The 25063-nt window shown below is 66.3% G+C and carries 25 protein-coding genes and 3 pseudogenes; 15 read left to right on the forward strand and 13 right to left on the reverse strand.

The genetic code is table 11. The features are described 5' to 3' along the window. Positions 1–229 precede the first annotated feature (229 nt). From phnG to ACWEKS_RS31420, 11 genes are all read left to right on the forward strand, one after another. On the forward strand, positions 230–700 hold the full coding sequence (gene phnG / locus ACWEKS_RS31370; protein WP_452343429.1) for a phosphonate C-P lyase system protein PhnG: 471 nt from the start codon (positions 230–232) through the stop codon (positions 698–700). After that, positions 697–1314, forward strand: a complete 618-nt coding sequence (gene phnH, locus ACWEKS_RS31375) for a phosphonate C-P lyase system protein PhnH (protein ID WP_452343430.1) — start codon at positions 697–699, stop codon at positions 1312–1314. The genes phnG and phnH overlap by 4 nt, the downstream gene beginning before the upstream one ends. Further along, a complete protein-coding gene (locus ACWEKS_RS31380; RefSeq protein ID WP_452343431.1) occupies positions 1315–2478 on the forward strand; it encodes a carbon-phosphorus lyase complex subunit PhnI in 1164 nt (387 codons plus the stop codon). Next, the gene (locus ACWEKS_RS31385) at positions 2475–3332 is read left to right on the forward strand and encodes an alpha-D-ribose 1-methylphosphonate 5-phosphate C-P-lyase PhnJ (protein WP_452343432.1); all 858 of its coding nucleotides are present in this window, start codon (positions 2475–2477) and stop codon (positions 3330–3332) included. The genes ACWEKS_RS31380 and ACWEKS_RS31385 overlap by 4 nt, the downstream gene beginning before the upstream one ends. Continuing rightward, the gene (gene phnK, locus ACWEKS_RS31390; protein ID WP_452343433.1) at positions 3329–4105 is read left to right on the forward strand and encodes a phosphonate C-P lyase system protein PhnK; all 777 of its coding nucleotides are present in this window, start codon (positions 3329–3331) and stop codon (positions 4103–4105) included. The genes ACWEKS_RS31385 and phnK overlap by 4 nt, the downstream gene beginning before the upstream one ends. A gap of 3 nt (positions 4106–4108) precedes the next feature. Further along, the gene (phnL, locus tag ACWEKS_RS31395; RefSeq protein WP_452343434.1) at positions 4109–4837 is read left to right on the forward strand and encodes a phosphonate C-P lyase system protein PhnL; all 729 of its coding nucleotides are present in this window, start codon (positions 4109–4111) and stop codon (positions 4835–4837) included. Next, the gene (locus ACWEKS_RS31400) at positions 4834–5505 is read left to right on the forward strand and encodes a DUF1045 domain-containing protein (protein ID WP_452343435.1); all 672 of its coding nucleotides are present in this window, start codon (positions 4834–4836) and stop codon (positions 5503–5505) included. Before phnL ends, ACWEKS_RS31400 begins: the two co-directional genes overlap by 4 nt. Further along, positions 5502–6668 carry an alpha-D-ribose 1-methylphosphonate 5-triphosphate diphosphatase gene (locus ACWEKS_RS31405; RefSeq protein ID WP_452343436.1) on the forward strand — a complete coding sequence of 389 codons (1167 nt, stop codon included), beginning with the start codon at positions 5502–5504 and terminating at the stop codon, positions 6666–6668. Before ACWEKS_RS31400 ends, ACWEKS_RS31405 begins: the two co-directional genes overlap by 4 nt. Beyond that, positions 6665–7210 (forward strand): phosphonate metabolism protein/1,5-bisphosphokinase (PRPP-forming) PhnN, encoded by a 546-nt coding sequence (phnN, locus tag ACWEKS_RS31410; protein WP_452343437.1) that lies wholly within the window; start codon positions 6665–6667, stop codon positions 7208–7210. Before ACWEKS_RS31405 ends, phnN begins: the two co-directional genes overlap by 4 nt. A 652-nt stretch (positions 7211–7862) precedes the next feature. Then, positions 7863–8432 carry a hypothetical protein gene (locus ACWEKS_RS31415; RefSeq protein ID WP_452343438.1) on the forward strand — a complete coding sequence of 190 codons (570 nt, stop codon included), beginning with the start codon at positions 7863–7865 and terminating at the stop codon, positions 8430–8432. A 302-nt stretch (positions 8433–8734) separates the two neighbouring features. Next, the gene (locus tag ACWEKS_RS31420) at positions 8735–9436 is read left to right on the forward strand and encodes a hypothetical protein (protein WP_452343465.1); all 702 of its coding nucleotides are present in this window, start codon (positions 8735–8737) and stop codon (positions 9434–9436) included. A 355-nt stretch (positions 9437–9791) separates the two neighbouring features. Here ACWEKS_RS31420 and ACWEKS_RS31425 read toward each other — a convergent pair. The 10 genes and pseudogenes from ACWEKS_RS31425 to ACWEKS_RS31470 all read right to left on the reverse strand — a co-directional run. Beyond that, positions 9792–10285, reverse strand: a pseudogene (locus ACWEKS_RS31425) (IS701 family transposase); the annotation flags it as partial. Positions 10286–10608: 323 nt separating this feature from the next. Then, positions 10609–11037, reverse strand: coding sequence for a cupin domain-containing protein (locus ACWEKS_RS31430; RefSeq protein ID WP_452343439.1), 429 nt, complete (start codon positions 11035–11037; stop codon positions 10609–10611). Positions 11038–11052: 15 nt separating this feature from the next. Next, positions 11053–11808, reverse strand: coding sequence for an alpha/beta hydrolase (locus ACWEKS_RS31435; protein WP_452343440.1), 756 nt, complete (start codon positions 11806–11808; stop codon positions 11053–11055). Between the two features lie 86 nt (positions 11809–11894). After that, positions 11895–13601 (reverse strand): FAD-dependent oxidoreductase, encoded by a 1707-nt coding sequence (locus tag ACWEKS_RS31440; protein WP_452343441.1) that lies wholly within the window; start codon positions 13599–13601, stop codon positions 11895–11897. Beyond that, entirely contained in the window at positions 13601–14941 is a 1341-nt protein-coding gene (locus ACWEKS_RS31445) for an NtaA/DmoA family FMN-dependent monooxygenase (protein ID WP_452343442.1), read from the reverse strand. Before ACWEKS_RS31445 ends, ACWEKS_RS31440 begins: the two co-directional genes overlap by 1 nt. A gap of 13 nt (positions 14942–14954) precedes the next feature. Beyond that, on the reverse strand, positions 14955–15770 hold the full coding sequence (locus tag ACWEKS_RS31450) for an ABC transporter ATP-binding protein (protein WP_452343443.1): 816 nt from the start codon (positions 15768–15770) through the stop codon (positions 14955–14957). Continuing rightward, the gene (locus ACWEKS_RS31455) at positions 15767–16513 is read right to left on the reverse strand and encodes an ABC transporter ATP-binding protein (RefSeq protein ID WP_452343444.1); all 747 of its coding nucleotides are present in this window, start codon (positions 16511–16513) and stop codon (positions 15767–15769) included. Before ACWEKS_RS31455 ends, ACWEKS_RS31450 begins: the two co-directional genes overlap by 4 nt. A gap of 107 nt (positions 16514–16620) precedes the next feature. Beyond that, entirely contained in the window at positions 16621–17499 is an 879-nt protein-coding gene (locus ACWEKS_RS31460; protein ID WP_452343445.1) for an ABC transporter permease, read from the reverse strand. Next, positions 17496–18443 (reverse strand): ABC transporter permease, encoded by a 948-nt coding sequence (locus ACWEKS_RS31465; protein WP_452343446.1) that lies wholly within the window; start codon positions 18441–18443, stop codon positions 17496–17498. Before ACWEKS_RS31465 ends, ACWEKS_RS31460 begins: the two co-directional genes overlap by 4 nt. Positions 18444–18519: 76 nt before the next feature. Further along, positions 18520–20049, reverse strand: coding sequence for an ABC transporter substrate-binding protein (locus ACWEKS_RS31470; protein ID WP_452343447.1), 1530 nt, complete (start codon positions 20047–20049; stop codon positions 18520–18522). Positions 20050–20408: 359 nt separating this feature from the next. Between ACWEKS_RS31470 and ACWEKS_RS31475 the strand changes: the two genes are divergently transcribed. Further along, positions 20409–21272 (forward strand): LysR substrate-binding domain-containing protein, encoded by an 864-nt coding sequence (locus ACWEKS_RS31475; protein ID WP_452343448.1) that lies wholly within the window; start codon positions 20409–20411, stop codon positions 21270–21272. Positions 21273–21415: 143 nt separating this feature from the next. On the opposite strand, the pseudogene ACWEKS_RS31480 reads toward ACWEKS_RS31475, so the two are convergent. Beyond that, positions 21416–21580 (reverse strand): annotated as a pseudogene (locus ACWEKS_RS31480) (transposase); the annotation flags it as partial. A 187-nt stretch (positions 21581–21767) separates the two neighbouring features. Then, positions 21768–22376 carry a GNAT family N-acetyltransferase gene (locus tag ACWEKS_RS31485; RefSeq protein ID WP_452343449.1) on the reverse strand — a complete coding sequence of 203 codons (609 nt, stop codon included), beginning with the start codon at positions 22374–22376 and terminating at the stop codon, positions 21768–21770. Between the two features lie 200 nt (positions 22377–22576). Here ACWEKS_RS31485 and ACWEKS_RS31490 point away from each other — a divergent pair, with 200 nt between their 5' ends. The 3 genes and pseudogenes from ACWEKS_RS31490 (at position 22577) to ACWEKS_RS31500 (ending at position 24001) form a co-directional block, all read left to right on the forward strand. Then, complete coding sequence (locus tag ACWEKS_RS31490) at positions 22577–23050, forward strand: hypothetical protein (protein ID WP_452343450.1); 474 nt, start codon at positions 22577–22579, stop codon at positions 23048–23050. A 17-nt stretch (positions 23051–23067) separates the two neighbouring features. Next, positions 23068–23459 (forward strand): annotated as a pseudogene (locus tag ACWEKS_RS31495) (DDE-type integrase/transposase/recombinase); the annotation flags it as partial. 416 nt (positions 23460–23875) lie between these two features. Beyond that, positions 23876–24001, forward strand: a complete 126-nt coding sequence (locus ACWEKS_RS31500) for a hypothetical protein (RefSeq protein ID WP_452343451.1) — start codon at positions 23876–23878, stop codon at positions 23999–24001. A gap of 717 nt (positions 24002–24718) precedes the next feature. On the opposite strand, the gene ACWEKS_RS31505 is transcribed toward ACWEKS_RS31500, so the two are convergent. Further along, a complete protein-coding gene (locus ACWEKS_RS31505) occupies positions 24719–25048 on the reverse strand; it encodes a hypothetical protein (RefSeq protein WP_452343452.1) in 330 nt (109 codons plus the stop codon). Positions 25049–25063 lie beyond the last annotated feature (15 nt).

Here is a 25063-nt window from a genome sequence, read left to right on the forward strand (position 1 = left end):
ATCGGCGTCCAGGTGTGCGCGAGGCTTGTCAGCGAATGTTTTTCGCTCTACGATCTCTCGCTAGCGAACTTCTTCTGTCGGGTGCCACTCCTTCTGTCCACGAAGAAGATCCCGCATCCCGGCTTCACCGGCGGCACACCCTCCAGGGAGGTCCGCCGGACCATCGCATCGCGTCTACTCACGGCATGAATGGGCAGTCGCGGGCCATCTCCCGTGGGAAGGATTTCCATTGACAACCAGTCCGACAGTCAGCGTCGAGGAACGGCGGCGCGCCGCGCGGGTGCTGGCAGGTTCCTGCGCTGCGGAGCTCGCCACGTTGTGGGATCAATGGCCCACGCGCCCGCTTGTGAAGTTCGTGCGTGGCCCGGAGGCGGGGTTGGTGATGGTGCAGGGCCGGGTCGGCGGCAACGGCGACCGGTTCAATCTCGGCGAGGCGACGGTCAGTCGCGCCACCGTGGTCGTACGCCCTGAGGGTGCTCCGGAGGCGGTGGGCACCTCGTATGTGCTGGGGAGCCATCCCGACCACGCCGGCCTGGCGGCGATTTTCGACGCCCTGTTGCTGACCCGCGAGCGGGATCGGGTGCTCAACACGGTGATCGAGCCGCTGGGTAGGGCGCAGGCCGAGCGCGAAGCGGTGCGCCGGAGCCAGGCACGCAGCACGGCGGTGGATTTCTTCACCGTAGCCAGGGAGCACGAATGAGCATCGAATTGAGCCGCAATCACCTCGCCGGCTTCGCCGAACCGGCGAGCGAGGCCCAGGGCGTGTTCCGCGCCGTGTTGCAGGCCCTGGCGCGGCCGACGACCCCGCAGCGCATCGCCGCCGCGGTCGCACCGCCACCGCCGCTGGGCACTGTCTCGGGGGCCATCGCACTCACCTTGTGCGACGCCCAGTCACCGGTGTGGCTCGACCGCACCCTGCGGGCCAGCGACGATGTGGTCGCGTGGCTCGCATTCCACACCGGCGCGCCGCTGGTCGAGGATCCGGCCGATGCACTGTTCGTGTTCGCGTCATCACCGTCGGCGGTACCACCGCTGGCCCGGCTGGCGCAGGGCAGCGATGTGGAGCCGCACCGGTCCTCGACACTTCTGATCGACACCACCGCGGCCGAGCCTACGGGGGTGTTCACCGCGAGCGGTCCGGGCATCAACGGATCCACCACCTGGGACAGCGTCGGGCTCCCCGACGGGTTTGTGCCGCAGTGGCAGGCCAACCACGCACTGTTCCCGCGCGGGGTAGACCTGCTCCTGACCGGGGAGAACACGGTCGTCGGTCTTCCCCGCACCACCGAACTCGTAGTGAAGGAGGCAGTCTGAATGTCGTACGTAGCTGTCAAGGGTGGTGAGAAGGCGATCGCCAACGCCCATGCGCTGCTTGCCAAGCGGGGACGCGGACAGGAAACCTCACCGCGAATCGAGCATGAGCAGGTACGCGAGCAGATGGGCGTCGCCATCGCACGAGCGATGACGGAGGGATCGCTCTACGACCCGGACCTCGCCGCGAAAGCGCTCCTGCAGTCGCAGGGCGACATGCTCGAGGCCGTCACTCTGCTGCGCTCCTACCGCACCACCCTGCCGCGATTCGGCGTGAGCGAAGCCCTCGACACCTCATGCCTGCCGCCGCAGCGCCGCGTGTCCGCGACCTTCAAGGACATCCCCGGCGGGCAGCAGTTGGGCGAGACTTTCGATTACACCCACCGGCTGTTGGCCGAGGAGCTCGACGCGCCCGAGATACCCCTCACCGCCGCGGCCGAGGCGTCGATGCCTCGGGTGACCGATCTGCTCGGCGGCGACGCATTGATCGAGCCGGATCGCCCCGCCGAGGGCTGGACCGATCCAGACCCCGGTGACCTCACCCGCGAGCCGGTGGTGTTCCCGCTCACCCGCGCCGAGCGCCTGCAGGCGTTGGCCCGTGGCGACGAGGGCTACCTCCTCGCACTGGGGTACTCGACGCTGCGCGGGTACGGCAACAATCACCCCTTCGCCGGCGAGCTACGCGTGGGCGAGGTGGAGGTGGAGTTCGTGGCGCCGGAGATCGGACACGCGGTGCCGATCGGGCGGATCGAGGTCACCGAGTGCCAGATGGTCAACCAGTTCGTCGGTTCGGCGGCCGCGGCCCCGCAGTTCACCCGCGGCTACGGCCTGGTGTTCGGCCGCGCCGAGCGCAAAGCGATGTCGATGTCGATCGTTGATCGCGCGTTACGCAAGGACGAATTCGGCGAACGTGCGGTCTCGCCGGCACAGGACGAGGAGTTCGTGATCAGCCATGCCGACCCGGTCCAGGCCGCGGGTCTGGTAGAGCACCTGAAACTGCCGCACTACGTGGACTTCCAGGCCGAGCTGTCCCTCATTCGCACCCTCCGCAGGGAACACTCGGCCCGCAACACATCGGCGACGACAACAGCGGCCGCGACGGTCACGACCGAGAGCATCTCAACAGCTGTCACCTCGTCGGCACGGGGCAAGGAGCAGAACGCATGAACGAGCCTCGGATCGTCTACAACGACGGCTATCTCGACGAGCAGACCAAGCGAGTGGTACGGCGGGCACTGCTCAAGGGGGTAGCGATTCCCGGATTTCAGGTCCCCTTCTCCTCCCGCGAGGTGCCGCTGCCACGCGGGTGGGGCACCGGCGGCGTGCAGGTGACCGCGTCGGTGATCGGCGCGGAAGACACCGTGAAGGTGATCGACCAGGGCGCCGACGACACCACCAACGCCGTGTCGATCCGCAAGTTCTACGAGAAAGTGACCGGTGCGAAGTCGACGACCCGCACCGATCAGGCCACGGTCATCCAGACCCGGCACCGGATTCCCGAGACCCCGTTGGCAGAAGGGCAGATCCTGGTCTACCAGGTGCCCACACCCGAGCCGTTTCGGCTTCTCGAGCCCAGGGAGTCCGAGACCCGCATGCTGCATGCGCTCGAGGAATACGGCCTGATGTACGTCAAACTGTACGAGGACATCGCTGCCTACGGCCACATCGCGAAAACCTACGACTACCCCGTGCGGGTGAACGGCCGCTACGTGATGGCGCCGTCGCCGATTCCCAGCTTCGACAACCCGAAAATGCATCAGAACCCCGCGCTGCAGCTGTTCGGCGCCGGCCGCGAGAACCGCATCTACGCCGTCCCGCCCTACACCGACGTGGAGAGCCTCGGCTTCGAGGACTACCCGTTCGAACCGCAGACATTCGAGCAGCCATGCGAAATCTGCCACTCCCGCAACGTCTACCTCGACGAAATCGTCATGGACGACAACGGCACCGTCATGTACGTCTGCTCCGACACCGACCACTGCGAACGCACCGCCGCAACCCGGCAGGAGGCAACCGCATGATCGACGAACTCCCACTGCTGCGCGTGCAGGACGCCGGGCACCGCTACGGCACCACCTACGGCTGCCGCGGCGTCAGCTTCGACCTGTGGCCCGGCGAAGTGCTCGCCGTCGTCGGTGAATCCGGCTCCGGAAAATCCACCCTCCTCGGCATGCTCTCCCAACGACTGAGCACCGACGAAGGCGACATCCGCTACCGCACCCCCGGCGGGATGACCGACCTGTCGAGCCTGCGCGAGCGCCAGGTGCGTCAGCTGTGGCGTACCGAATGGGGATTCGTGCACCAGAATTCAGCCGACGGGCTACGCATGCACGTGAGCGCAGGCGGAAACATCGGCGAACCGCTGATGGCCAACGGCGCCCGTCACTACGGCGCGATCCGCGCGCAAGCCGAAGAATGGCTGGCGCGGGTGGAGATTCCGATCGACCGCATCGACGACGCGCCGGCCACCTTCTCCGGCGGCATGCGCCAACGTCTGCAGATCGCCCGCAACCTGGTCTTCGGTCCGCGCCTGGTCTTCATGGACGAGCCGACCAGCGGCCTGGATGTGTCGGTGCAAGCCCGCCTGCTCGACCTCATCCGCTCCCTGGTCGCCGATCTGGGTCTGGCCGTCATCATCGTCACCCACGACCTCGCGGTCGCCCGCCTCATCTCCCACCGCACCTTGGTGATGAAGGACGGCGCCGTGATCGAGTCGGGCCTGACCGACCGCGTGCTCGACGACCCCCAGGCCGCATACACCCAGTTGCTCGTCTCCTCGATCCTGCAGGGCTGACACATGACACACGAAATCCCCCACGACACTGTGCTTTCGGTGCGCGGCGTCAGCAAAACCTTCACCTTGCACCTACAGGACGCGCAGCGCCTCCCGGTACTGCACCGCCTCGAATTCGACGTACCGCGCGGCACGTGCGTGGTACTCGGCGGCGAGTCGGGCTCGGGGAAGAGCTCGGTGATGAAGATGGTCTACGGCAGCTACGGTGTCGACACCGGCAGCATTCTGCTGCGCCACCGCGACGGTGTCATCGATCTGGCCACCGCCGAACCCCGCCAGGTCCTCGGCGCACGCCGCGACACCATGGGCTACGTCAGCCAATTCCTGCGCGCCCTGCCCCGGGTGCCGGCACTCGACGTCGTCGCCGAACCCCTCATCGCACGGGGCGAAGCGCACCTCAAGGCCAGAGAGCGTGCCGGGGAACTCCTCGCACGCCTGAGCATTCCCGAGCGGCTGTGGACGCTACCGCCGGCGACCTTCTCCGGTGGTGAACAGCAACGCGTGAACATCGCGCGAGGCTTCGTGACCGAACGTCCGCTGCTGCTGCTCGACGAACCAACCGCATCTCTCGATGCCCGCAACCGTGAGGTCGTCATCGCACTGATCCGCGAGAGCCTCGCCCGTGGCGTCGGCATGCTGGCAATCTTCCACGACCTCGACGTGCGTGAGGCCGTCGCCGACGACACCGTCAACGTCGAAGACTTCACGCCCCAACCCACCAGCGCTGCATGACCCGATACGCCATCTACGCCCTCCCCGGAGCTGACCACCACACCCCCACTCCCGCCCGCCGGTTACGCGAGGTCGTCACCGATTGGTTCGCCCGCGACGACACGCGCGAGGTCACCATCGATGCCCGCCGCTACGGCTACCACGCAACGGTGAAGGCGCCGTTCCACCTCGCCGACGGCGTCACCGAGGCCGATCTCCATACCCTCACCAGCGCCGTCGTCGCACGCCACCACCCCGTCACCATCCCCAGCCTGAAACCGGCCGTTATCAGCGGATTCCGTGTCCTCACTCCCACCGGAAACCAGGACGACATCAACCACCTCGCCGCCGAGGTGGTGCGACGGATCGACACCTTCCGCGCCCCCCTCACCCCCGACGAATACACCCGCCGCCGACCCGACCAACTCACACCGGGCCAGCGCGAACTTCTCGACGAGTACGGCTACCCCTACGTCCTCGATGAATACCACTTCCACATCACCCTCACCGACGACCTCCCCCCCGACCGCGAAACCGAGATCGATCACCAGATCGCCGCGCACTTTTCCCCCGTGATCGGTGTGGACGTCCTGCTCACCGCACTCGCCATCTGCGTCGAACCCACCCCTGGCGGCCCTTTCGAGCTCCTCTCCCTCCACCCCCTCAACCCCCAGGAGACCACCCGATGACCCGCGAAACCGTCCTCAGCAACGCCACCATCGTGCTCGAAGACGAAACAATCCGCGGCTCCCTGCGGATCGTCGACGGCGTCATCGCCGATATCAGCGCCGACCCAACCCTGCCCGGCACCGACCTCGACGGCGACTACCTCCTCCCCGGCCTCGTCGAACTCCACACCGACCACCTCGAACACCACTACATCCCCCGTCCCGAACGACTCTGGGACCCCATCCCCGCAGTCCTGGCCCACGACGCCCAACTCGCCGCATCAGGGGCCACCACCGTCTTCGACGCGATACGCATCGGCAGCGGCCCAGGCGAACACACCCTGGCGGAGTCCGCTCACACACTCGTCAACGCCATCACCCATGCGAGCGAGTCCGATCTGCTGCGCGCAGATCACCTGATCCACCTGCGCTGCGAGGTCGCCAGTCTCGACGTCATCGAGACTTTCGACCGCGTCGGTGGCCATAACCGCGTCAAGCTCGTGTCCTTGATGGATCACACCCCCGGTCAACGCCAACACACCGACGTCGAGACGTTCCGCACCTTCATGATCGGCAAACACAAGATGTCGCACGCGGAGTTCGACGAGCACGTGGAACTCATGCGCGAACGCGCCAAGTATTCCGACCAACACCGCGCCGAGATGGCCTCTCGCGCCACCACCCGCGGCATCACCATGGCCGCCCACGACGACGCCACCCGCGCGCATGTCGCAGAGTCTTCCGCACTCGGCGTACGCATCGCCGAATTCCCCACCACCGTCGAGGCCGCCCGAGCCGCCCGCGAGGCCGGCCAGCTCGTGCTCATGGGCGCGCCGAACATCGTTCGCGGCGGCTCCAACTCGGGCAACGTCGCCGCCGCCGAACTGCTCGAACTCGGCCTGCTCGACATCCTCTCCAGCGACTACGTACCCGCCAGCCCCCTGCAAGCCATCTTCCACCTCCACGGCACCGAGACCATCACCCTCAACCAAGGATCAGCACTCGTCAGCGCCAACCCCGCCGCTGCCGTAGGACTCACCGACCGAGGAACAATCACCCCCGGAAAACGAGCCGATCTCATCCGCGTCCGCGCATACAAGGATCTTCCCGCCGACCAGCACCCACTGGGCACACCGGTACCGGTCGTCCGCGGCGTCTGGCGCCAAGGACACCGCGTCGCATGACCGGAGTATTCATCGCCGTCATCGGCCCCAGCGGAGCCGGCAAGGACTCCATCCTCGACTACGCCCGTGACCACTACTCCCACAACCCCGATGGCCCGATCTTCGTCACCCGCACCATCACCCGCCCCGCCGGCCCGGGCGAAGACCACACACCCACCACCGAGCACGAATTCGCCGCCGCCCACGCACGCGGCGAATTCGCCATCACATGGCGGGCGCACGGCCTCCAGTACGGCATTCCGACGCAGGACGCCGATGCTGTGCGCGGCGGCGCAGTCGTCATCGCGAACACCTCCCGCGCGGTCCTCGCCGAACTGCCGCAACACTTTACGCAGACACGAATCGTCCGCATCACCGTGTCAGACGACGTGCGCCGAACCCGTCTAGCAGCCCGGGCACGGGAAGACGCAGCCGACGCGGCCGCACGCATCCTCCGCGCGGACCCCGCCCCCGACCACCCCGTCGACCTCGACATCGTCAACGACGGCACGCTCGAAAACGCCGGCAACACCTTCATCGCGTTCATAGACACGCTGCTATGACCTGACATGACTCACGAATCGCACATGCGCAGGCACACAACACCGCGATCTGCGGTGATAGTCACCATCTGGTGCGGATCTGCGCACCGATCTCGGGCCGTAGGCTGCCGACGTTGCGTGTGCGAGGACGGTGAAGACGGCGCCGGGGCACGGCGGTGCAGATGGTGAGGTCGCCAGCGCGTGGTCCACGCAAGATCGAGCACCTCGGATCGCGCATGACGGGCAGCACCTGGCCGTGTTGCAGTCGGCGGCCGAGGAGAAGGTCGCGGCCGGTCAGAGTGAGCTTGACCGGGGGTTGTCGCCAGCAGAGTCAGCATGGCCAGGGCGTTCGGGCCGGCGACCTTGGCCGGCAGGCTAGCCCCTCTGGCGCTGGCGACAGCCACCTACACGGCGCTTGCCTACGTCGACGAAGATCGCGTGTGGCCAGCGCTACAGGCAACCGTGTTCGTCGACGAGCGGCACACAGTCTGATCGCCCGCGCCCGCCGGTTGTTTACCCAGCCTTTGCCAGGGCGTCGAGCACTCGTCGCCGACCAGACCCTACAGCAAATATTTTTCTCAACTACGCTCAACTCTGCGAACGTTTTTCGCGATCGATGGATGGCTCCGCGTCGGAGAGCCTGCTATCCGGCTCGTAAGTCAGGAGATGTTGAATGGGCGAAGTAGAAGCCTCGGGTCGAACATTCATTGGCAAAGCACCAGCAGTGACCGGACTCGCCGGGGCCGGCATGCCCGGGTTGCAGGCTTGCGGTACTGGCAATGGTGCCTCTACCAGCAACGGACGCACCGTCGTGAACCTTTGGCTTGGTAGCGGCGCCGAACCATGTGTGTCGACTACGCAGCAACTGGCCGACGCCTTTACCACGATCAACCCGAACATTGAGATCGAGATCCGCACTTTCACCGGGTATTTCGCACTGCTGCAGGCAGTGCAGGTTGGAACCCCGTTCGCCTTGTACGACCCCATGGTCTATTACAACGCTGACCTGCCGGCCGCGGCCAAGATCAAGTCGGTCACGGGTCTTCAGGCCATTGGCCTGAAGCAGTTTCCCGGCGATAACTACGTTCTTCAGGCGATGGTGGAGAGCAACGGCGGATCCGTTCTCGGCTGCTCCTCGGGACACTACGCCACTGGACCGGCGCGCTCGGAATCCATCCAGGCGGTCGAGTTCATGGCCCAAATGACTCGCAATACGGGGTCGGTTTTAGTTGGTGGTCAGTAGATCACACAGGCGCTCGGCTGGCGTATCCATGTCGAGCGTTTTGCATCGGCATTCGACACTGATCCAGGAAAAAGAATGAAAAGACTGGCCGCATAAAAGACCAGATTTCGCGATCGCGTGCCAGTCGCTCGTGACGGCTCTAACTAAAAATCTGTCACCAATGACCCCTTGACTAAAACCTTAGATCTCGACAAGACAATCTCCGCGAAGCGTCGACAACCCATTTCGACGTTTGTTCGCTCATGCCAGAAAACAATAACAGAAGCTCCCCTGAGGGGGCATGAAAGAAAGTCGAAACAATGATGAGGAAAACTCTGCTCTGCGCGGCCCTGTCTACCGCGGCGTTGTTGCCCGCCGGTGTGGCGACAGCCGACCCCGCTCCCGCACCCGGGGACGGGGTGGTGAACTATACGGCCGCCAGGACACCGACCTCGACGATCATCACGACCGATGCCGGTTCGCTGGTGAACGACGACGGTGTGTTCAAGATCGAGGCAGCCGATGGGACGGTGGTCGCGGGCACGCAGTTGTCGTTCCGTGTCGATGATTTCGTGTTCCCGATCGCCGCGGACATCCATGACCGCACCGCGACACTGACCCCGCAGTTCGATGTGGCGCACGCGGTGTACAAGCCGGTGGCGTTGCCGTACGAGGACACCGCGCCCTGGAAGACCCCCTACGATCGTGAGCAGGCTGCCTGGAACCGTATGGCCTCCACCGTCAGCACCGGTGCCACGATCGGCACCTTCGTCGGTGGTATCGCCGGTGGTGCCGTTGGCTGCGTGCTCGGCGGTATCGCGGGTGCGACGGTGGCTTCGGCGACCATCGTCGGGTTGTTCGGTCCGTTCATTCCCGCCGCGGCGATCGGCTGCCTGGGTGGCATCGTCGCGGTCGGTGCGTTGGGCACCCTGGCGGGGCAGCTGTTGGTGACTGCTCCGGTGGCGATCCTGGCGGCGGCGCAGTACTTCACCACCATCAACCAGCCGTTCACACCGGCCAAATAGGCAGCAAGCCCCCAAGAAAACCTCGCGGGCGGATCGATGATCGCGCCTGGCCGGTTCTCCGAATCGGGCGCGACCCCTATTTCGGGCCGGACCGGTGCGTCGCCGTGGACACCCTGCCTGGTCGACGGTGCAGGTCATAGCTAGGCCGCGATCACGTCGATCCAATACGTCCGCGACATCAACACGCCCTTCCGGCGGGGCAGTTGCTGCCTGTCACCCAAGCCCCGGTACATCGCCGTGCCGGAGAAACGGTCTCGCCCGGCCCTGACCTCAGCCGGGCGAGACCACCTCCAACCATGCCGCTGTGCCCCCCGACACCCGTGGGTGAGGATCGGCACGTGGATCTTTTGAGTCAGAACCGGCTCCAGCCCGCGGCAGTGGTCCACTCGTAGACCGGCAGAGAGGCCACCGCCCAGTCGAACATCCGCGGTCCCTTCGCGCCCGAACCACAACTACGTCGCTTCCATGCCTGCGAAGGAGCTTGTGCGACAAGATGATCCGCTCGGCTACAGCCCGCAGTGACTGGGATCGTCTGACTACGCGGCACAGCCACGACATACCCGCCGCGGCGACCCTCCAGCCAAGTCCTGAACTTGTAGCCGCCACCGTAGGCTTCATCGGCACTCACCCACCGCGCCGGGACGCCGGCATCGAATGCCCGGGCCAGCATCCTTCTGGCCCGTGTCGCCTCGGTGGCGAACTCAACGTCATCGGGCACGTTCGCCTCCGCGCAGCGGCCGCGGTCCTCGGCCCAGGACTTCGGCAGAAACAGTTCCCGATCGATCAGCGTGCGGCCCTACTGATGGCGTAGGCGCAGAACACGCCCAGCTGGCAATTCTCGATCCGGCCTGGGTTGCGCTCTTGCCGCATGCGGTCGCCCGGGTGACGAACGCGGGCCTGACAATGCTGTTCGACCGCGCGAAGGGTGTGATGTACGAGCTGAACGAGATCCCCGCCGCCACCAGAGATTTCGCCATTCGCGAGTAGCCGGTCGTCAACCGTGAACACAGACACCCCTGCTTCGACAGCAGGCGCCCGCGTGAACACGAACCCGACAGCAAATAAGTCTCGAACGCGGCGATCTCATCCTCGGTCACCGGAGCCTGTAGTTCCCGAAGGTCACGCACCTCCGCCGGCGCCAGTGCCCGCCGCCACCCGGCGCGAAGCCCACTTCATTCGCCGGGCTTCTCGACGGGAGCCCAGAGGCTGGGCAGGTTCACGACGATGCCCTCCTGGCTGCTGCGCGCGATGATGACAACCGCGTCCTCGTCGCCAGGGTTCTCCTCGCGGTGGGGGACATAGGGTGGCACGAAAATGTAGTCGCCCGGGCGGGTTTCGACGCGGATCTCCTCGCCGCCGTCAGCGAAGACGAAGACCGGATGGCCGGATTTCACGTAGATCGCGGTCTCTGCCTCGCCGTGGTGGTGATCCCCGGAATTGGTGGCGGGCCCGACGTGGGTTTCGCCCATCCACACCTTCTCCGAGCCCACCGTCTTGCCCGACACGGCCTCGAATCGGCGCATTCCGCTGGTCTGTGTCGTGTCGCCGGACAGGTCACTGCCCTTGATGTGCCGCAACGGCTGGTGCCAGTGGTCGGTCATGAAAAGAGTCCGTTCCTACCAGGTGCTGGATTCCACGGAGATCACCGGAACGAGCTTGTTGCCGAGTGTCTCGAGGAAGGTGATGATTTCCGCCGCAACGGAACGGTGTTGCTGGTCGTTGAGCACGTCATGGTGCGCACCGTGCACGACCGACAGGCGGGCCGCCGGTGACACTTCAACGGCTCGTGCGAGCCCCTCCCGGTCCGCGAGCGGATCCGAGTCGCCGACCAGCACGAGCAGCGGAATATCGAGCACCCCACCGTAAGCCGCGCCGAGCACCTCCTCCGGGACCGCCACGGCGAGGGCGCCACGCTCGAGACCCGCGTCCTCGGTCAGCACGACGCGATGTACGGGACAGTGGGTTCTGAGGTCGAGTTCCTCGTCCCAGCCGGGCGTCTCCCCGGTCGTGTGTCCCGCCGGCCCGGCCAGCACGAGGGCCTCGGGCCACCAGGGCGCGGTCGTGTCGCGGCGCGCGAGGAGCGCCGCGATCGCGGTGGCACCGGCGTCGGCACCGAGCAGGACCAGCGGACGCGCCGGCTCGGTTCCCGAGGCCGCGGCGGCCAGGTTGGTCGCGAATCGCTCCAGCGAACCAGCGACATCGGCCGCGTCGATGCCGGGCCCGTCGACGATGCGCACGTCGTAGGCGTCAGTTGCCAGCCGCTGCCCCAGCCGGGTATACGTTCGCTGCGTCTCACCGCGGCCCGGCACGATGATCACGGTGCCTCGGGTGCGGAGCCCTCCGGGCGCGTGGAACTCGGTGTAGTTGCTCAATGTCGTACTCCTTTTCAATGTTCAATGGGACCGCGAGCCTGGACGCGGATGACGAAGCCGAGCCCGAACATGGGATACAGATGTGGTCATTCGCGTGCGCTCGCCGAGACGAGTTCACCGGCCGGCTCGACCGGTCGGCCGCCCAGGACCCTGTCGAACACCGCGGCTGCGCCCCCCACGGGCAGGGTCGCGCCACGCCATGCGACATGCTGGTCGGGGCGTACGAGCACAACGTCTGCGCCGTAGACCTGCCGCGCCTGGGGGTCTGTCAGATGGATGACTGTGAACGGGAGCCGTCGCGCGAGCGCTTCGGCGGCGAACGCCTGCTCGGCCGCACGGTCGGCGGCCAGCACCAGCAGCGCGAAGTCGTTGCCGATCCGGTCGTAGAGCGTGCCGCCATAGGGATCGATCACGCCGTTCGGCGCTCGGTGCCCGGGGCGCGCGTCGTCTTCGTATACATCGGCCCGCCACGGCAACTCGGCGTCGAGTTGGCCGTCCTCGTACCAGATCGCCGTCGAGTCGTCGTAGCGCTCGTCGAAGGTGACCCCCTCGGCGCCGAGACGACCCTCGCGCAGACGAGCACCGATGGCCTCGCGTCGCCGCTGCGCGTCGGCGCTGGAGTCGTCGTCGTCCGGCACGCCGATGCGGCGGATGTCGGCGAGCGCAGCCTGCATCCGCTGAGACCGCTCGAGTGCGTAGTCGGCGATCCGCCAGTTGTGCCTGCGGCGTTCGGAGTCGTAGGAGTCCAGCAAGTCCCCCGGCGCCGAGCCACGCAGCACGGCGGCGAGCTTCCAACCGAGATTGACCACGTCGCCGAAGCCCTCCCCGAGATTGCCGCCCGGCGTCCGCACATGCGCGGCGTCGCCGACCAAGAGCACCCGGCCCGATCGGAAGGTTTCGGCGACACGAGAGGCATGGTAGAACGTCGTCGCCGACGCCAGTTCCAGGTCGAGATCGAAGCCGAATGCCGCCCGCGCCGTGTCGAGCAGTTCCTGCTCGGTGGGCTCGTACTCGAGCGGATACGGCCCGGCGTAGACCCGCCATTCACGGGGACTGATCGCCGCCAGAAAACCATCCGCCCGCTGGTTGAACACGATGTTCGTGCCGCTGGGCGCCGGACCGACGCGGTCGGCGATATCACCAGTGCGCACTACCAGCCGCAACCGCTTTTCGGTGGCATGCTCACCCTGCCGCTCGATCCCGGCCAGGCGACGCACGGTGCTGCTACCGCCGTCGGCGCCGACGACGTATTGCGCCCGAATCACCCGAACCTGCCCATCGGCCGCGGCGACGACAGCCTCGACTCCTGATGCCTTCTCCCGCAGTTGCGTCAACCGCCATCCCCCGGCCACGCTCACGCCCTGACGGCCGAGGTGGCGCAAGAAGACCTGCACGAGGGCGGTCTGGGGACGGCGAAGCGCCTCCTCCGCCGAACCGCTGCCAGCGCAGGTGAAGGAGGGTCGCGGGCCCGGTACGAGCTCGTGCCCGACCAGCGAGGTGACCAGGCGAATACCCCTGTTCCATTCGGGTGGAAAGGTCCATTCGTCGCGAATCTCCTGCAGCACCCGCCACCGGCGGAAATGCTCGACCACGCGGGGCGTGTGCCCCATCGCTCCGGCGCGGATCAAGGTCACCTGACGGCCCTGGTCGATGACGGCGACGCGCATACCCCGTGCGTGCAGTTCGATCGCTGCCGAGAGCCCGACCGGCCCCGCGCCGACGATCAGCACCTCGACCTCGTCCGGCGGGGTGGCGACGGGAAACTCGACGGTGTGAACATCACGCTGGGTCATCAGGCGCCCACCGGATTGCGATCACGGGTGTAGCGGCTGACCGGAATCGGCAGACCCAGATTCTCCCGCAGCGTCGTGCCCTCGTACTCGCTCCGGAACAGGCCGCGCTGCTGCAGCAGCGGCACCACGCCGTCGATAAACCGCTCCAGATCCTCGGTATTGCGGAAGGCGAGGTTGATCCCGTCGAAAGTGCCGGCCGCGAACCAGCGTTCGATGGTGTCGGCAACCGTATCCGGGGCGCCGACAAACGGCGAGGGCCGGAACTCGTTGAAGGTCTGGGCCACCTGGCGCAGCGAAAGCCCTTCGGCACGCGCCCGTTCGATGATCTTCGCCGCGCCGGTGCGCCCGCCTCGCTCCGCCAGGTGCGCCACGTCGGGGAACGGCGCGTCCAGGTCGTACCCGCTGAAGTCGTGGGCGCCGAACGCGCGGCCGAGCAACGCGAGGCTCGCGTCGAAATCGCTGTCCTCGTCGAATATCTCGCGCGCCCGCCGCTGCGCTTCCACGTCGCTGCCCCGCACGATCGGCCCGCCGTGAATGAAGATCTTGATGTGGTCGGGGTTGCGACCGGCGGCGGCGGTGCGCTGCTTGATATCCGCGTAGTAGGCCTTCGCGTCCTGGAACGACCCGCCCGGCGCGTAGATGCCTTCGGCCACCTGTGCCGCCAAGGTGCGGCCCTCCTCGGAGACGCCGGCCTGGAAGATCACCGGCTGGCCTTGAGGAGACCGGGACAGGTTGAGTGGACCGTCCACACGGAAGTGCTCGCCGGTGTGATTGAGCGCGTGCAGCTTCTCCGGATCGAGGAAGACACCGCGCTCGACATCGGCGGGGAAGGCATCATCCTCATAGGAGTCCCACAGCCCGCGGATCACCTGGACCGCCTCCAGCGCACGGCCATAGCGGGTGCCGTAGTCCAAGTGCTCCTCGAGACCGTAGTTCCGGCTGGTGCCGGTGTCGAAGCTGGTGACGACATTCCAGCCCGCGCGGCCACCGCTGATGTGGTCCAGTGAGCCGAACCGGCGAGCCAGGTTGAACGGCGAGTTGTAGGTCGAGCTCGCCGTCCCCACCAGCCCGATGTGCCTGGTGTGCGTGGCGACTGCGGACAGCAGCGTCAACGGCTCCAGCCGGTTGAGGTAGTGCGCGGGGTAGGTGGCGTTGATGAACTGGCTGTCCACGATGAACAGCGCGTCGAACAGCGCGTGCTCGGCCGCCTGTGCCAGCTGGATGTAGTAGTTGATGTCGGTGCTGGAGTTCTTCGCGACACTCGGGTCTTTCCAGAGACCGTGCTGGCCGGGGCCACCGACTCCGTAGGGATGCAAGGCAAGATGAATCTTGCGGCTCATCGAGGTTTTCCTTTCAGACATTCAGCAGCGAACGCAACGCTTCACGCTCCGCACGCCCTGCCGCGGTCCGGTGGAGCGTCGGCGCCGAGCTGACGAGCAGGCGGGTGTAGGGGTGCGCGGGTTTGGTGATGACGTCGCCGGTGGCGCCGGTCTCGACGAGTTCGCCCCGGTAGAGGACCGCGATTCGGTCGGCGATTCCGGCCACCGAGCCGAGGTCATGAGAGATGAAGACGAACGCGACGCCCGCCGCCCGCAGTTCCTTCACGATCTCGAGGATCTGCACCCGGTTGGCGGAGTCCAGCGCACTGACCGGCTCGTCGAGGATCACCAGCTTCGGTTCGGTGACGAGCGCGCGGGCCACCGCGATGCGCTGCCGCTGCCCGCCCGACAGCTGGCCGGGCAGCCGATCGAGCAGCTCCTCGTCCAGTTGGACCCGGCCCAGATACCTGCGGGCACGCTCGATCGCCTCGGCCCGCGAGACACCACCGACCAGCAGCGGCTCGATCAGCGAATCCTGCACGGACAGGTCCGGATCCAGGCTTCGCAGCGGATCCTGGAACACGTACTGGACGACGCCGCGGCGACGCAGTGATCGCCATTGGCGGGAGCCGTAGCGGGTGACGTCCTCGCCGTCGATGACGATCCGCCCGGCCGAGGCACGTACCAGTCCGAGCACGGCCCGGGCCAGTGTGGACTTGCCGGAGCCGGTTTCGCCGATCAACCCGACGATCTCGCCCGCCGAAACACTCAGCGACACACCGGAAAGCGCCCGCCGCCTACGCCGCCGTTGTCCATAGAAGACTTCCAACTCACTGATCTGCAGGATCATGACGCGACCTCCGTCCGTTCGAAGAAGGCATCCAGGCCGTACCGTTCGTGCTCCTGGATCAACAGCCGGGTGTAGGGGTGTTCGGGGTGGTAGAGCACCCGTGTCGTCGGGCCCTGCTCGACCACCTCGCCATCGCGCATGACCAGCACCTCGTCGCACAGTTGCGCGACAACGGCCAGGTCGTGCGAGACGACGACCAGCGCGAGGCCGGTGCGCTCGCGCAGATCCGCGAGCAGGTCGAGGATCTCCGCCTGCACGGTCACGTCGAGTGCGGTCGTCGCCTCGTCGGCGATGAGCACCTGCGGGTCCGCCGCGATGGCGGCCGCGATCGCGATCCGCTGCAGCATCCCGCCGGAGAGTTCGAAGGTGTACTGCGTGTAGACCAGCTCGGGGTCGCGCAGGCGTACCGCCGCGAGCAGCTCCAGCGCGCGGCGGCGAGCATCCCGGCGCCGCAGTCCTTTCTTCACCCGGACGACCTCCGCGATCTGCGGCCCGACGGGAATCGACGGGTTCAGGTAGGACGCCGGATCCTGGAACACGGCGCTGATCGTCGAGCCGCGCAACGCTGTCCACTGCGCCGGGGTGAGCGTCGAGATGTCGTGTCCGGCCAGGTGCACGGATCCGCCGGTGGTCTCGAAGCGGTCGGGCAGGATACCCAGGATCGCCCGGCAGGTCATGGTTTTGCCGCTACCCGACTCCCCCACGATGCCGACCGTCTCGCCGGGCATGAGCTCGAAACTCATTCCCCGCACAATTTCCTGATCCGCTGCGGGGCCGGCGACTCGGATATCGCACACGACGAGCACCGGATCGGCAGGGCTGGTCACAGCGTGGCTTTCGGCCAGGGCGGTCATGACCCACCTCCGGCGACTGTCTGGTCAACCCGGACCTTCCGGGTGCCGACCAGGGCCCGACCGGCCTCACCCGACACGTCCCGGATGGCGTCGGCGAGCATGTTGCACGCCCACACCGTGAGCATGATCAGCACTGCCGGCACGAACGGGGCCCACGGCTGATAGCTGAGGAAACCGAGATCAGACGCGAGCAAGCCGCCCCAGGTCGGAGTCGGCGGCTGCACGCCGATACCGAGAAAACTCAGGCTGGACACGACGATGAAACCGACGCCGACGAGGTGTGCGAGCGCGACCGCGATGGGCGGCAGCACCTTCACCCATACGTGCCGCCGTACGATCCAGCCAAGCGAAGCGCCCGAGATCTGCGCGGCCTCGACGTACTGTGACTGCGCGACCGACAGGGTGGCCGCCCGCGCCACCCGGTAGAACAACGGCGACACGAGCACGCCAGTCACCAGCATCGCCTGGCTGATCCCGTTGCCCAGCAATGCTGTCACCGCCACCGCGAACAGCAGGAACGGCAGCGCGACCAGTGTGTCGGCCAGGCGCAGCGTCAGCCATTCGGCCCCCCGGCCCACATAGACGGAAAGGATGCCGGGAATCGTGCCCACGACCAGCGCCATCAACGCCACCTCGAGCGAGCCGAGGACGCTGATCCGGGAACCCTGCAGCAGCCGGCTGAACACGTCGCGGCCGAGGTTGTCGGTGCCCAGCCAATGTGCGCCCGAGGGACCTGCCAGCGTCTGGACGCTGGTCGCCAGGGGATTCTGGGGCACCAGCAGCGGCCCGAAGATCGCCAGCAGCACGATCAGCACGAGAATGCCCGTGGCCAGTCGGGCGGAGGTGAGTGCGAAAACCCGTTGCAGCACCGTCACATTCCTCTCTGTGAGGCCGGGATGACCTGACCGAGAACGACATTGACGATCAGGTTGAAGGCCACCACCAGCACGACCGACACCACCAGCACGCCCTGTACGGCGGGCACGTCACCGGCCTGTGCGGAATCGTTGGCGAACCGGCCGAAGCCCTGCAGGCCGAAGATCTGCTCCGCGACGACCGACTGTCCGATCAGGATCGGGAAGCGCAGGCCCAGCGTCGCGAGCGCGGGGCCGATGCCGTTGCGCAGCACGTGCCGGAAGAAGATCCGCCGTGGGCTCAGTCCGCGCACCACGGCGCCGATCACGTAATTTTGCTGGTAGGCGCTGACCAGCCCGGTGCGCAGTTGCCGCGCGAGGTCGGCGACGATGTCGAAGCTCAGCGCCAGTGCGGGCAGGATGATGTGGGCCAGCCATATGCCGACGCCGTTCGCGGCCGGCGCGTAGCCGCCCGAGGGCAGCCAGCCGAGCTTCACCGCGAAGATCTCGACGAGCACGATGCCGACCACGAACGCCGGCATGGTGGAGACCACCGTGACGAAGCCGGTGATCGCGCGGTCGATCCACGTGGTGCGGCGCAGTGCCGCCACGGTGCCGAGCGCGAAGCCCACCAGCACCCCGATCAGCAGCGCGAGCAGCGCCACCGACAAGCTGACCCCGAGGCCGAGGCCGATCAGGGTGGAGATGTCGGCGCCCTTGGACCAGCTGGTACCGAGGTCGCCGTGCAGTACCGCGGTGAGCCAGCTCCAGTACTGGACCAGGAACGGCCGGTCGAGGCCCCACTGGCTCTCGATCTGGTGGATCGCCTGCGGGGTGGCGTCCTCGCCCAGTTGGAACCGCGCGGGGCTGAGCCCGCTCAGGTTGCGCAGCCCGAAGGTCACGAGCGTGCCTACGAAGAACACCGGCACGAAGATCGCCACCGACCGCGCCAGCGTCAGAAGCACCTGGGTTCCGGTCCGCTGCGCCCTGCTCGCCCAGCCGGATCGGCCGCGCACGGCCCCGGTATGGGCAACGAACGTGTCAGTGACCACCGATCGTCACGCCCGTCCAGTCGATGTGTGCCGGGTTGCCCGGCAGACTCGAGATCGTCTTGCTCTTGGCGAACAGATTCGGTGGCGAGTAGGTGAATATCAACGCCCCGCTCTGCAGGCCTGCGCGGGTGGCGGCTTGCAGCACCTGCGCGTAGTCGGGTGCATCGAGCGGCGTCTGCCGGACCGTCGCCACCGCGTCCTCGAAACCGGCCGGCTCGTACGGAGTGCTCAGGTTCAGCGGACCGTTGGGTCCGAAGTGCGCAGTCAATGTCTGCAGCGCCGAATCGCGGCCGGTGGTGCCGTAGAGGGACAAGGTCAGATCCTTGGCGAAGAAGGGTGTCGCCCAGTTCTTGTCCACCTTGATATTGACGGTGATCCCCACCGCGGCGAGCTGGGACTGGACGATCTCGGCGGCGGGATCGGCGGTCGAGACCACCAGGTCGAGCTTGATGTCCCCGGGCTTGTACCCGGCCTCTGTGAGCAACTGCCGGGACTTGTCCGGGTTGTAGGGGTAGAGGTTCTTCGACCGGGGGTCGTAGGCGATGTAATTCTCGGGGAAGGGCTGGTCGGTGGCCGCGCCGTAGCCGAAGGTCAGCTTGTCCGCGAACTCCTGCCGGTTGATGGCGTAGCGCACCGCGTCCACGACCTTGCTGTTGGTGAACGGCGCCTTGTTGATGTTGAGGCTGATATTGGACGCGTTGAAACCGGGCTGCACGAATATGTCGAGGCCCGCCTTCTTCGCCGAATCGGCCTGGCTCGCAGCGATGTCCGCGAAGTTGTACACGCCGGTCTGCAGACCCGACACCACCGTCGACGCGTCCGGTGCGGAGGTCAGCTCCACGTTGTCGATGTGAATATCCTTGGCGTCCCAGTAATCCGGGTTCTTCTTCAGCACGACCTTGGTGCCCGGGATCAACTGGGTGACGACGAAGGGACCCGCGCCGACCGGACTCTGGTCGAGCTTCGCGGGGTCCTGTGCAGCCTTGGGGCTGGCGATCTGCAGTACCCGCTCCCCGAGTAGCTGCGGGATCTGGTGATCCACCTGGGTCAACTCGACGACCACGTCGAGGCCGCTGGCGGTGACCGCCTTGATGGAGGTGAGGTCGCCGAACAGCGCGGAGTTCTTCTGGCCCTTCGCCCGGTCGATGGCAGCCTTCACGGCCGCGCCGTCGACCGGTTCGCCGTCGCTGAACTTCAGGCCGGGACGGAGGTGGAAGGTGACCTGGTCGCCCGCAGCGTTGTAGTCCCAGCTCTGCGCGATGTCGGGCACGGCGCGGCCTTGGTCGTCGGTGCGGGTCAGGGACGCGTAAACCAGTGCCAGTTCCCGGAATTGGGCGCCGCTGCCCCCGACCACGGGGTCCCAATGGGTCGGGAAGTACGAGCTGGCCCACGCCAGCGTCGCACCGCCGCCCGAACCGGCCGCACCGCCACCGCACGCGGTGAGCACGGTGGCCAGTGTGGCGACGAGTGGGAGTCCTAAAGCGCAGCGGACGCGGCGAGCAGGGGTTCGCAGGGACATGTTCTGCCTTACAGAATGGGGACCGCGCGCGGTCAGGTGGCAAGCGGGGGCGTGGCGACAGCGATCTCGTCAACCCCGCGCCGGGCGGCGGTGTAACCGTGCTCGGGCGTGGCGAAAGCCGGCCGGGGGCCGGTGAATTCAGGAGGCGTGCAGCCGATCGTTCAGCGGGAGACCGGACAGATCGCGGCGCTGCAGCGGGCAAAGTCCAGCCAACGACGGCTTGTCAGCGACAAGCGCGCGACGTCGGCAGGCTGTTCCATAAGAGTGATACTCCAGCGTCGACGCGTGAAATGTCCAACTCCATTTCACGATATGGATTCATAACGGTTCGTGATGGATCGTCCGGTAGCATCGCACGCATGGACCAGATACTGGACATCGTGCCGCTGCGCAGCTTTGTGGCGGTGGCCGACCGCGGCGGATTCCAGCGCGCCGCAACGTATCTGCACCTTAGCCAGGCGGCTGTGAGCCAGCACACCCGGCGGCTCGAAGCGGCGACCGGGCGGCAGCTGGTCGCTCGTGATGGACGACGGTCCCGGTTCACCGCCGACGGTGAGCAGTTACTCGGCTATGCGCGGCGGATCCTCGCCTTGCACGACGAAGCGCTATGCAGCTTCGGCCTCGACAGGGAGGAGACGCTCGCCATCGGCTCGACCGAACACGCTGCGGCACAACTTCTTCCGCATCTGAGCAGCACACTGGCAGATCTATTGCCCGACCACCGCGTCCGATACCGACTCGATCGCGGCACAGCGCTTCACGAAGCACTCGCCACGGGCACGCTCGACCTCGCGCTGCTGCCGGGCGCATCCGATGACCCGCGAGCCACCCCGGTAGGCGAACTCGAGTTGGTGTGGTACTCCGCACCTGAATGGGTCCGCCCGGCGGGCCCGGTACCGCTCGTCGCGTTCGACAGCCCTTGCGCACTCCGCACCAGTGCATTGGAAACGCTTGCCGGGCAAGGCATTCCCGCCGAAATCGGCGCCGAAGCCAACCAGCTGGCCGGGGTCCACGCCGCAGCGGCAGCGGGCCTGGGAGTGGCCCTGCTCGCCACTTTCGGGCAGACACCCCAGGGGCTCGTCGCACGCGACGACCTACCGGTCCCCACCCCTCTTCCACTCACGGTCTGGCGCCGCCAAGGACTGGATCCGGTCGTCTCCGGGCACACCGTAAAGTCGCTGCGCCAACTACTCGATGGGGGACCGGTCGAGTCCGAGGCATAACAGGGGAATTCGTGCTTGTAACCGTCACCCAGGCCAATCGGTGAGATTCTCCTGGACCAAGTCCGTTGCCAATCCAGCTTGCTTTCGTAGCCGCAGCAACTCGGCTCGGCCGAGTCCAGGGGCTTCTCGCCATGGGCCTCGGCGGCGGCGATCCTGCGCCGTTCGTCTTTGACCCAGTTGCTGAGCAAGCCCTCGTTCAAGCCCAGTTCCCGGGCAACGTCGGCGATCGTGCGTCCGGAATCGATCACCCGATGGGCAGCCTCGACCTTGTACTCGGTCGTGAACGACCGGCGCTTGCGAGGAGGCATGGGGACATCCTTCCAGCAGGACCTTCGGTCCTGCCAAATCGGTGTCCACTATCCGGGGGAAGCCTCAGCCAGGATGCCAGACGAGTACGACAGGCTCGACGGTTGTCCTGCATGATCCCGATTTGACCGTCTTCAGAGCGGTATCGCGAGGCGTGGCGAGGTGCCGCAATCGACACTGTTACTTGCCCTAGTCCGCCGCAGTACGACGGAAGTGCGCCATGTGCTTCCGCAAGTCGATCCGGATCTTGTCGCCGGCCTGGATCCGGTAGTGCGCCGTCGTAAATTCATGCTTGAATCCGGCCCGCTCGGCAGCGCTCTGGCTTGCCGCGTTCTTGATATCAATACCTAGCCAGAGCTGGGTGTTCCGCAGCGTGTGATGGTTCGCGACCGCGGTGAGCATTGCTGTCCCATACCCCTGACCCCGGTGCGACGGAGACACGCACAACTCGAACGTCCCGGACGGAAGATCGTCGGCATCCTCGGGTAGTCGGCCCCAAGTGATGTCGCTGTGGTGGTCGTGGCACGGCCACACCTTTCCTCCGATCCACCCGATCGGCGCATCAGTGTGAGGATCGCGGACGACCCACGCGTGTGCACTGATCAGCTCGACTGCCTCTTCCCTGCGGTCTTTGCGCTTCAACAGTTTGGCCTGGTGCGCCTGAGACAGCTCGTCATCGACTCGATAGTCGGGTGGGAACCAGTGCTCATGGGCGGTGGCCTCATCATGCCGGAACCACGAGTTAATGATTGGCGCGTCGACATCGGTCATATCGTCGAGCCAGATTTCAGGGGTCACGCGCGCCATTATGTCGTCAACGACCGACAAGCCCTTGACGGACCGCCGATGTGACATCCGCCCGGGGGCAGGGGAGGTTCGTTGAGGGTGTTGGTCGGGCTCCGCCGGAGCACGGGATCGTGTGAGTCGGGAGCGGTCAGTTAGACGATGCCGTGGTGTTCAATGATGGGTCTTCGAACCGGAACTGAGGCGAGGTGGAGATGGCCAATCCTACCCAGAGCGCCAAGATGATCGAGCTGGCGTTGGGGGCCCTGGCCGGCGACAACGCTCATCACTCGTTCGAGCATGCATGTCGCTGGATTGCGAAGAAGCGCCTCGCCAGCAATGTACTGCCCGCCACCGGGCCCGTATCGGCCGGCGGTGATCAAGGACGAGACTTCGAGACCTTCCACACCTACCTGACCAGCGAGTTGCCTTTCAGCATCGGCTTTTTGGCGCTCGCAGTCGATGACACCGTTGCATTCGCGTGCACGATTCAGCGAGACGATCTGCGGGCCAAGTTCAAGCACGACATCGAGTCCATCTGCAACCAAGGAACTCCGGTCGACAGGATCTACATCTTCGCAACCGCGAATGTCCCCACCGGCTGCGGCACGACCTGGAGGAATGGGCCAAGGCAGAGTACGGTGTCGCACTCAATCTTCTCGACGGAAAACTGCTCTCGGAACTACTGATGGACGCCAACCTGCCCGACGAGACGCTCCGGTCGCGGGTGACGGTGCTGCGCGAGGATCCGCCAGCCGGGAGGAAGCCCAGATCGATTACGGGTATTTGGGGTCGTGGGTGGAGCCGGTCGGCGGCCGGATCTGGGCGTTCGTGATGGTGCTGGCGTGCTCGCGGTTGATGTTCGTGCGGCCCGTTTTGACGATGGATCAACGCGCCTGGACCGAGGCACATGTGGAGGCCTTCGTGTTCTTCGGCGGTGTCCCGAGACGTTTGGTGCCCGACAATCTGCGGACCGGGGTCGCGCGCCCGGACCTGTATGACCCGAAAGTCTACCGCTCCTATGCCGAACTCGCCCATCATTACGGCGCTCTGGTGGATCCGGCGCGGCGCGGGAAACCCAAGGACAAACCTCGGGTTGCATACTGCACCTTTCTCGCGTGATTCGATGGTTGTTTATGTTTGTGCTGGTCAGGACTGTTGGGTGGGTGGTCGGCCGATGCGGGGTCGGTTGGGTGGTTTGTCCGGTTCTGGTGGTGGGTAGAGGTTCTCGCCTTTGTCGTTGTAGGTGACCGCGGCGATGATTCCGGTGCGTCGCCAGTTGAATACGCGATCCCACCAGTCTCACACCCGTATCAAGGCATGTCGGGGGCAGCCCTACCCAGCCCCGCGATGCCCGTTACCTTCGCCCCCAACCCTCCCACCTGGCCATAGTCCGCTACATCGCCACGGTCTACACCTCCCGCATCGCCGCCGACCCCTGGCCCGCCGCCGAACGAGTCCTAGAAGACACCTACCGCCGCGCCCACGCCGAACACGGCACCCGCATAGCCCAGATGGCGGAGGCCTTCGCCCCCATCGACGACCTCGACGAAGCCGCTGCCGGGGCCCGGCGCCGCTGGCACGACATCCGCGAACGCCTCGAGCAGATCAGAACCCGCGTCACCACCAAGGCCCCATGATGGCGCGATCCCGAACCGGCGAAGGCAACACCTCACCCGACCCGCAAAACCCCCAGGCCGGAACCCAATTCACTCTCTGGTGACCGCCTTGCCCCGCGCCAGACCCGCCCGAACCGAGTCCGACCAGCGCGCGAGCGGCGGAAACGGAAATCCGCTGCGCTCCATGCTGAGTTTTCCTCGGAGGGCAGCCACCGGCCGTACCCCGCCCGCGTGCCCGACCCATCCCAATACGGTGGCCCGACCGCCACGCCACCCAACCGGACGCGCGGCGGCGGCCGAATTTGCCCACGCACGGAACCGATCCTGCCCCACCGTCCACCCAGGGCATGAGCACCCGAGTAGCCCAGATGTGGCCGCAACCCGAAACCGTCGCCGACCGCTGGAAATGGGCACAAACGCGCATAAGGCTCTACCGCGTCCACGGCCACCCCGCCGCCCGCAGACGAACCCGAATCCATGCCCGCGCAGGCAAACCGAGCCTTGACCGTACAGGCACCGGCGGAAGCAATCTCACGCTGTCACCCCTGCCCCACATCACTCAGCCCGCCCGCCGCACTACGGCCACCCCGCAGCAGTTCGACGAATCCGCTTGCCGCGCAGGGTAATCGCCGGTAGGCCGACTGCTACCGCAGCTCAATGCCAGTTTTCAGACCGACCATCTAGCTGGTGAGCGTCGCCCGATCCGGATGGGCAGTGCATTCACGACGGGTAGCCGTATCAGATCGTCAGACCGGTGACGAATTCGAGACTGCTGGGCCTCATGTACAGAACCCATACCTCGGGCACGCTGCCGTCCGTGGTTTGCGCCTTGGCGTCAACAATCCCCGCGACCGTGTGCGGAGGCAGCCAGATATCCGCCGTGCCTTCGGCATCCGCCTCGGCCGGAGACAGAATCGCGCGAGCGAGCAACCAACCGTCCTGGCGAATAGTGAACGTCTCCACCGCGATGCAATTGCGGGCGGCGGATGTGATGGCGCGGCCGTGAGCGGATTTCGTCAACGGTAGCGCAGTCTCGGACAGGTACACATATGCAGCGGGTTCAGCCATCCTCCCAACATACGG

The sequence above is a fragment of the Nocardia sp. NPDC004711 genome (assembly GCF_053601595.1).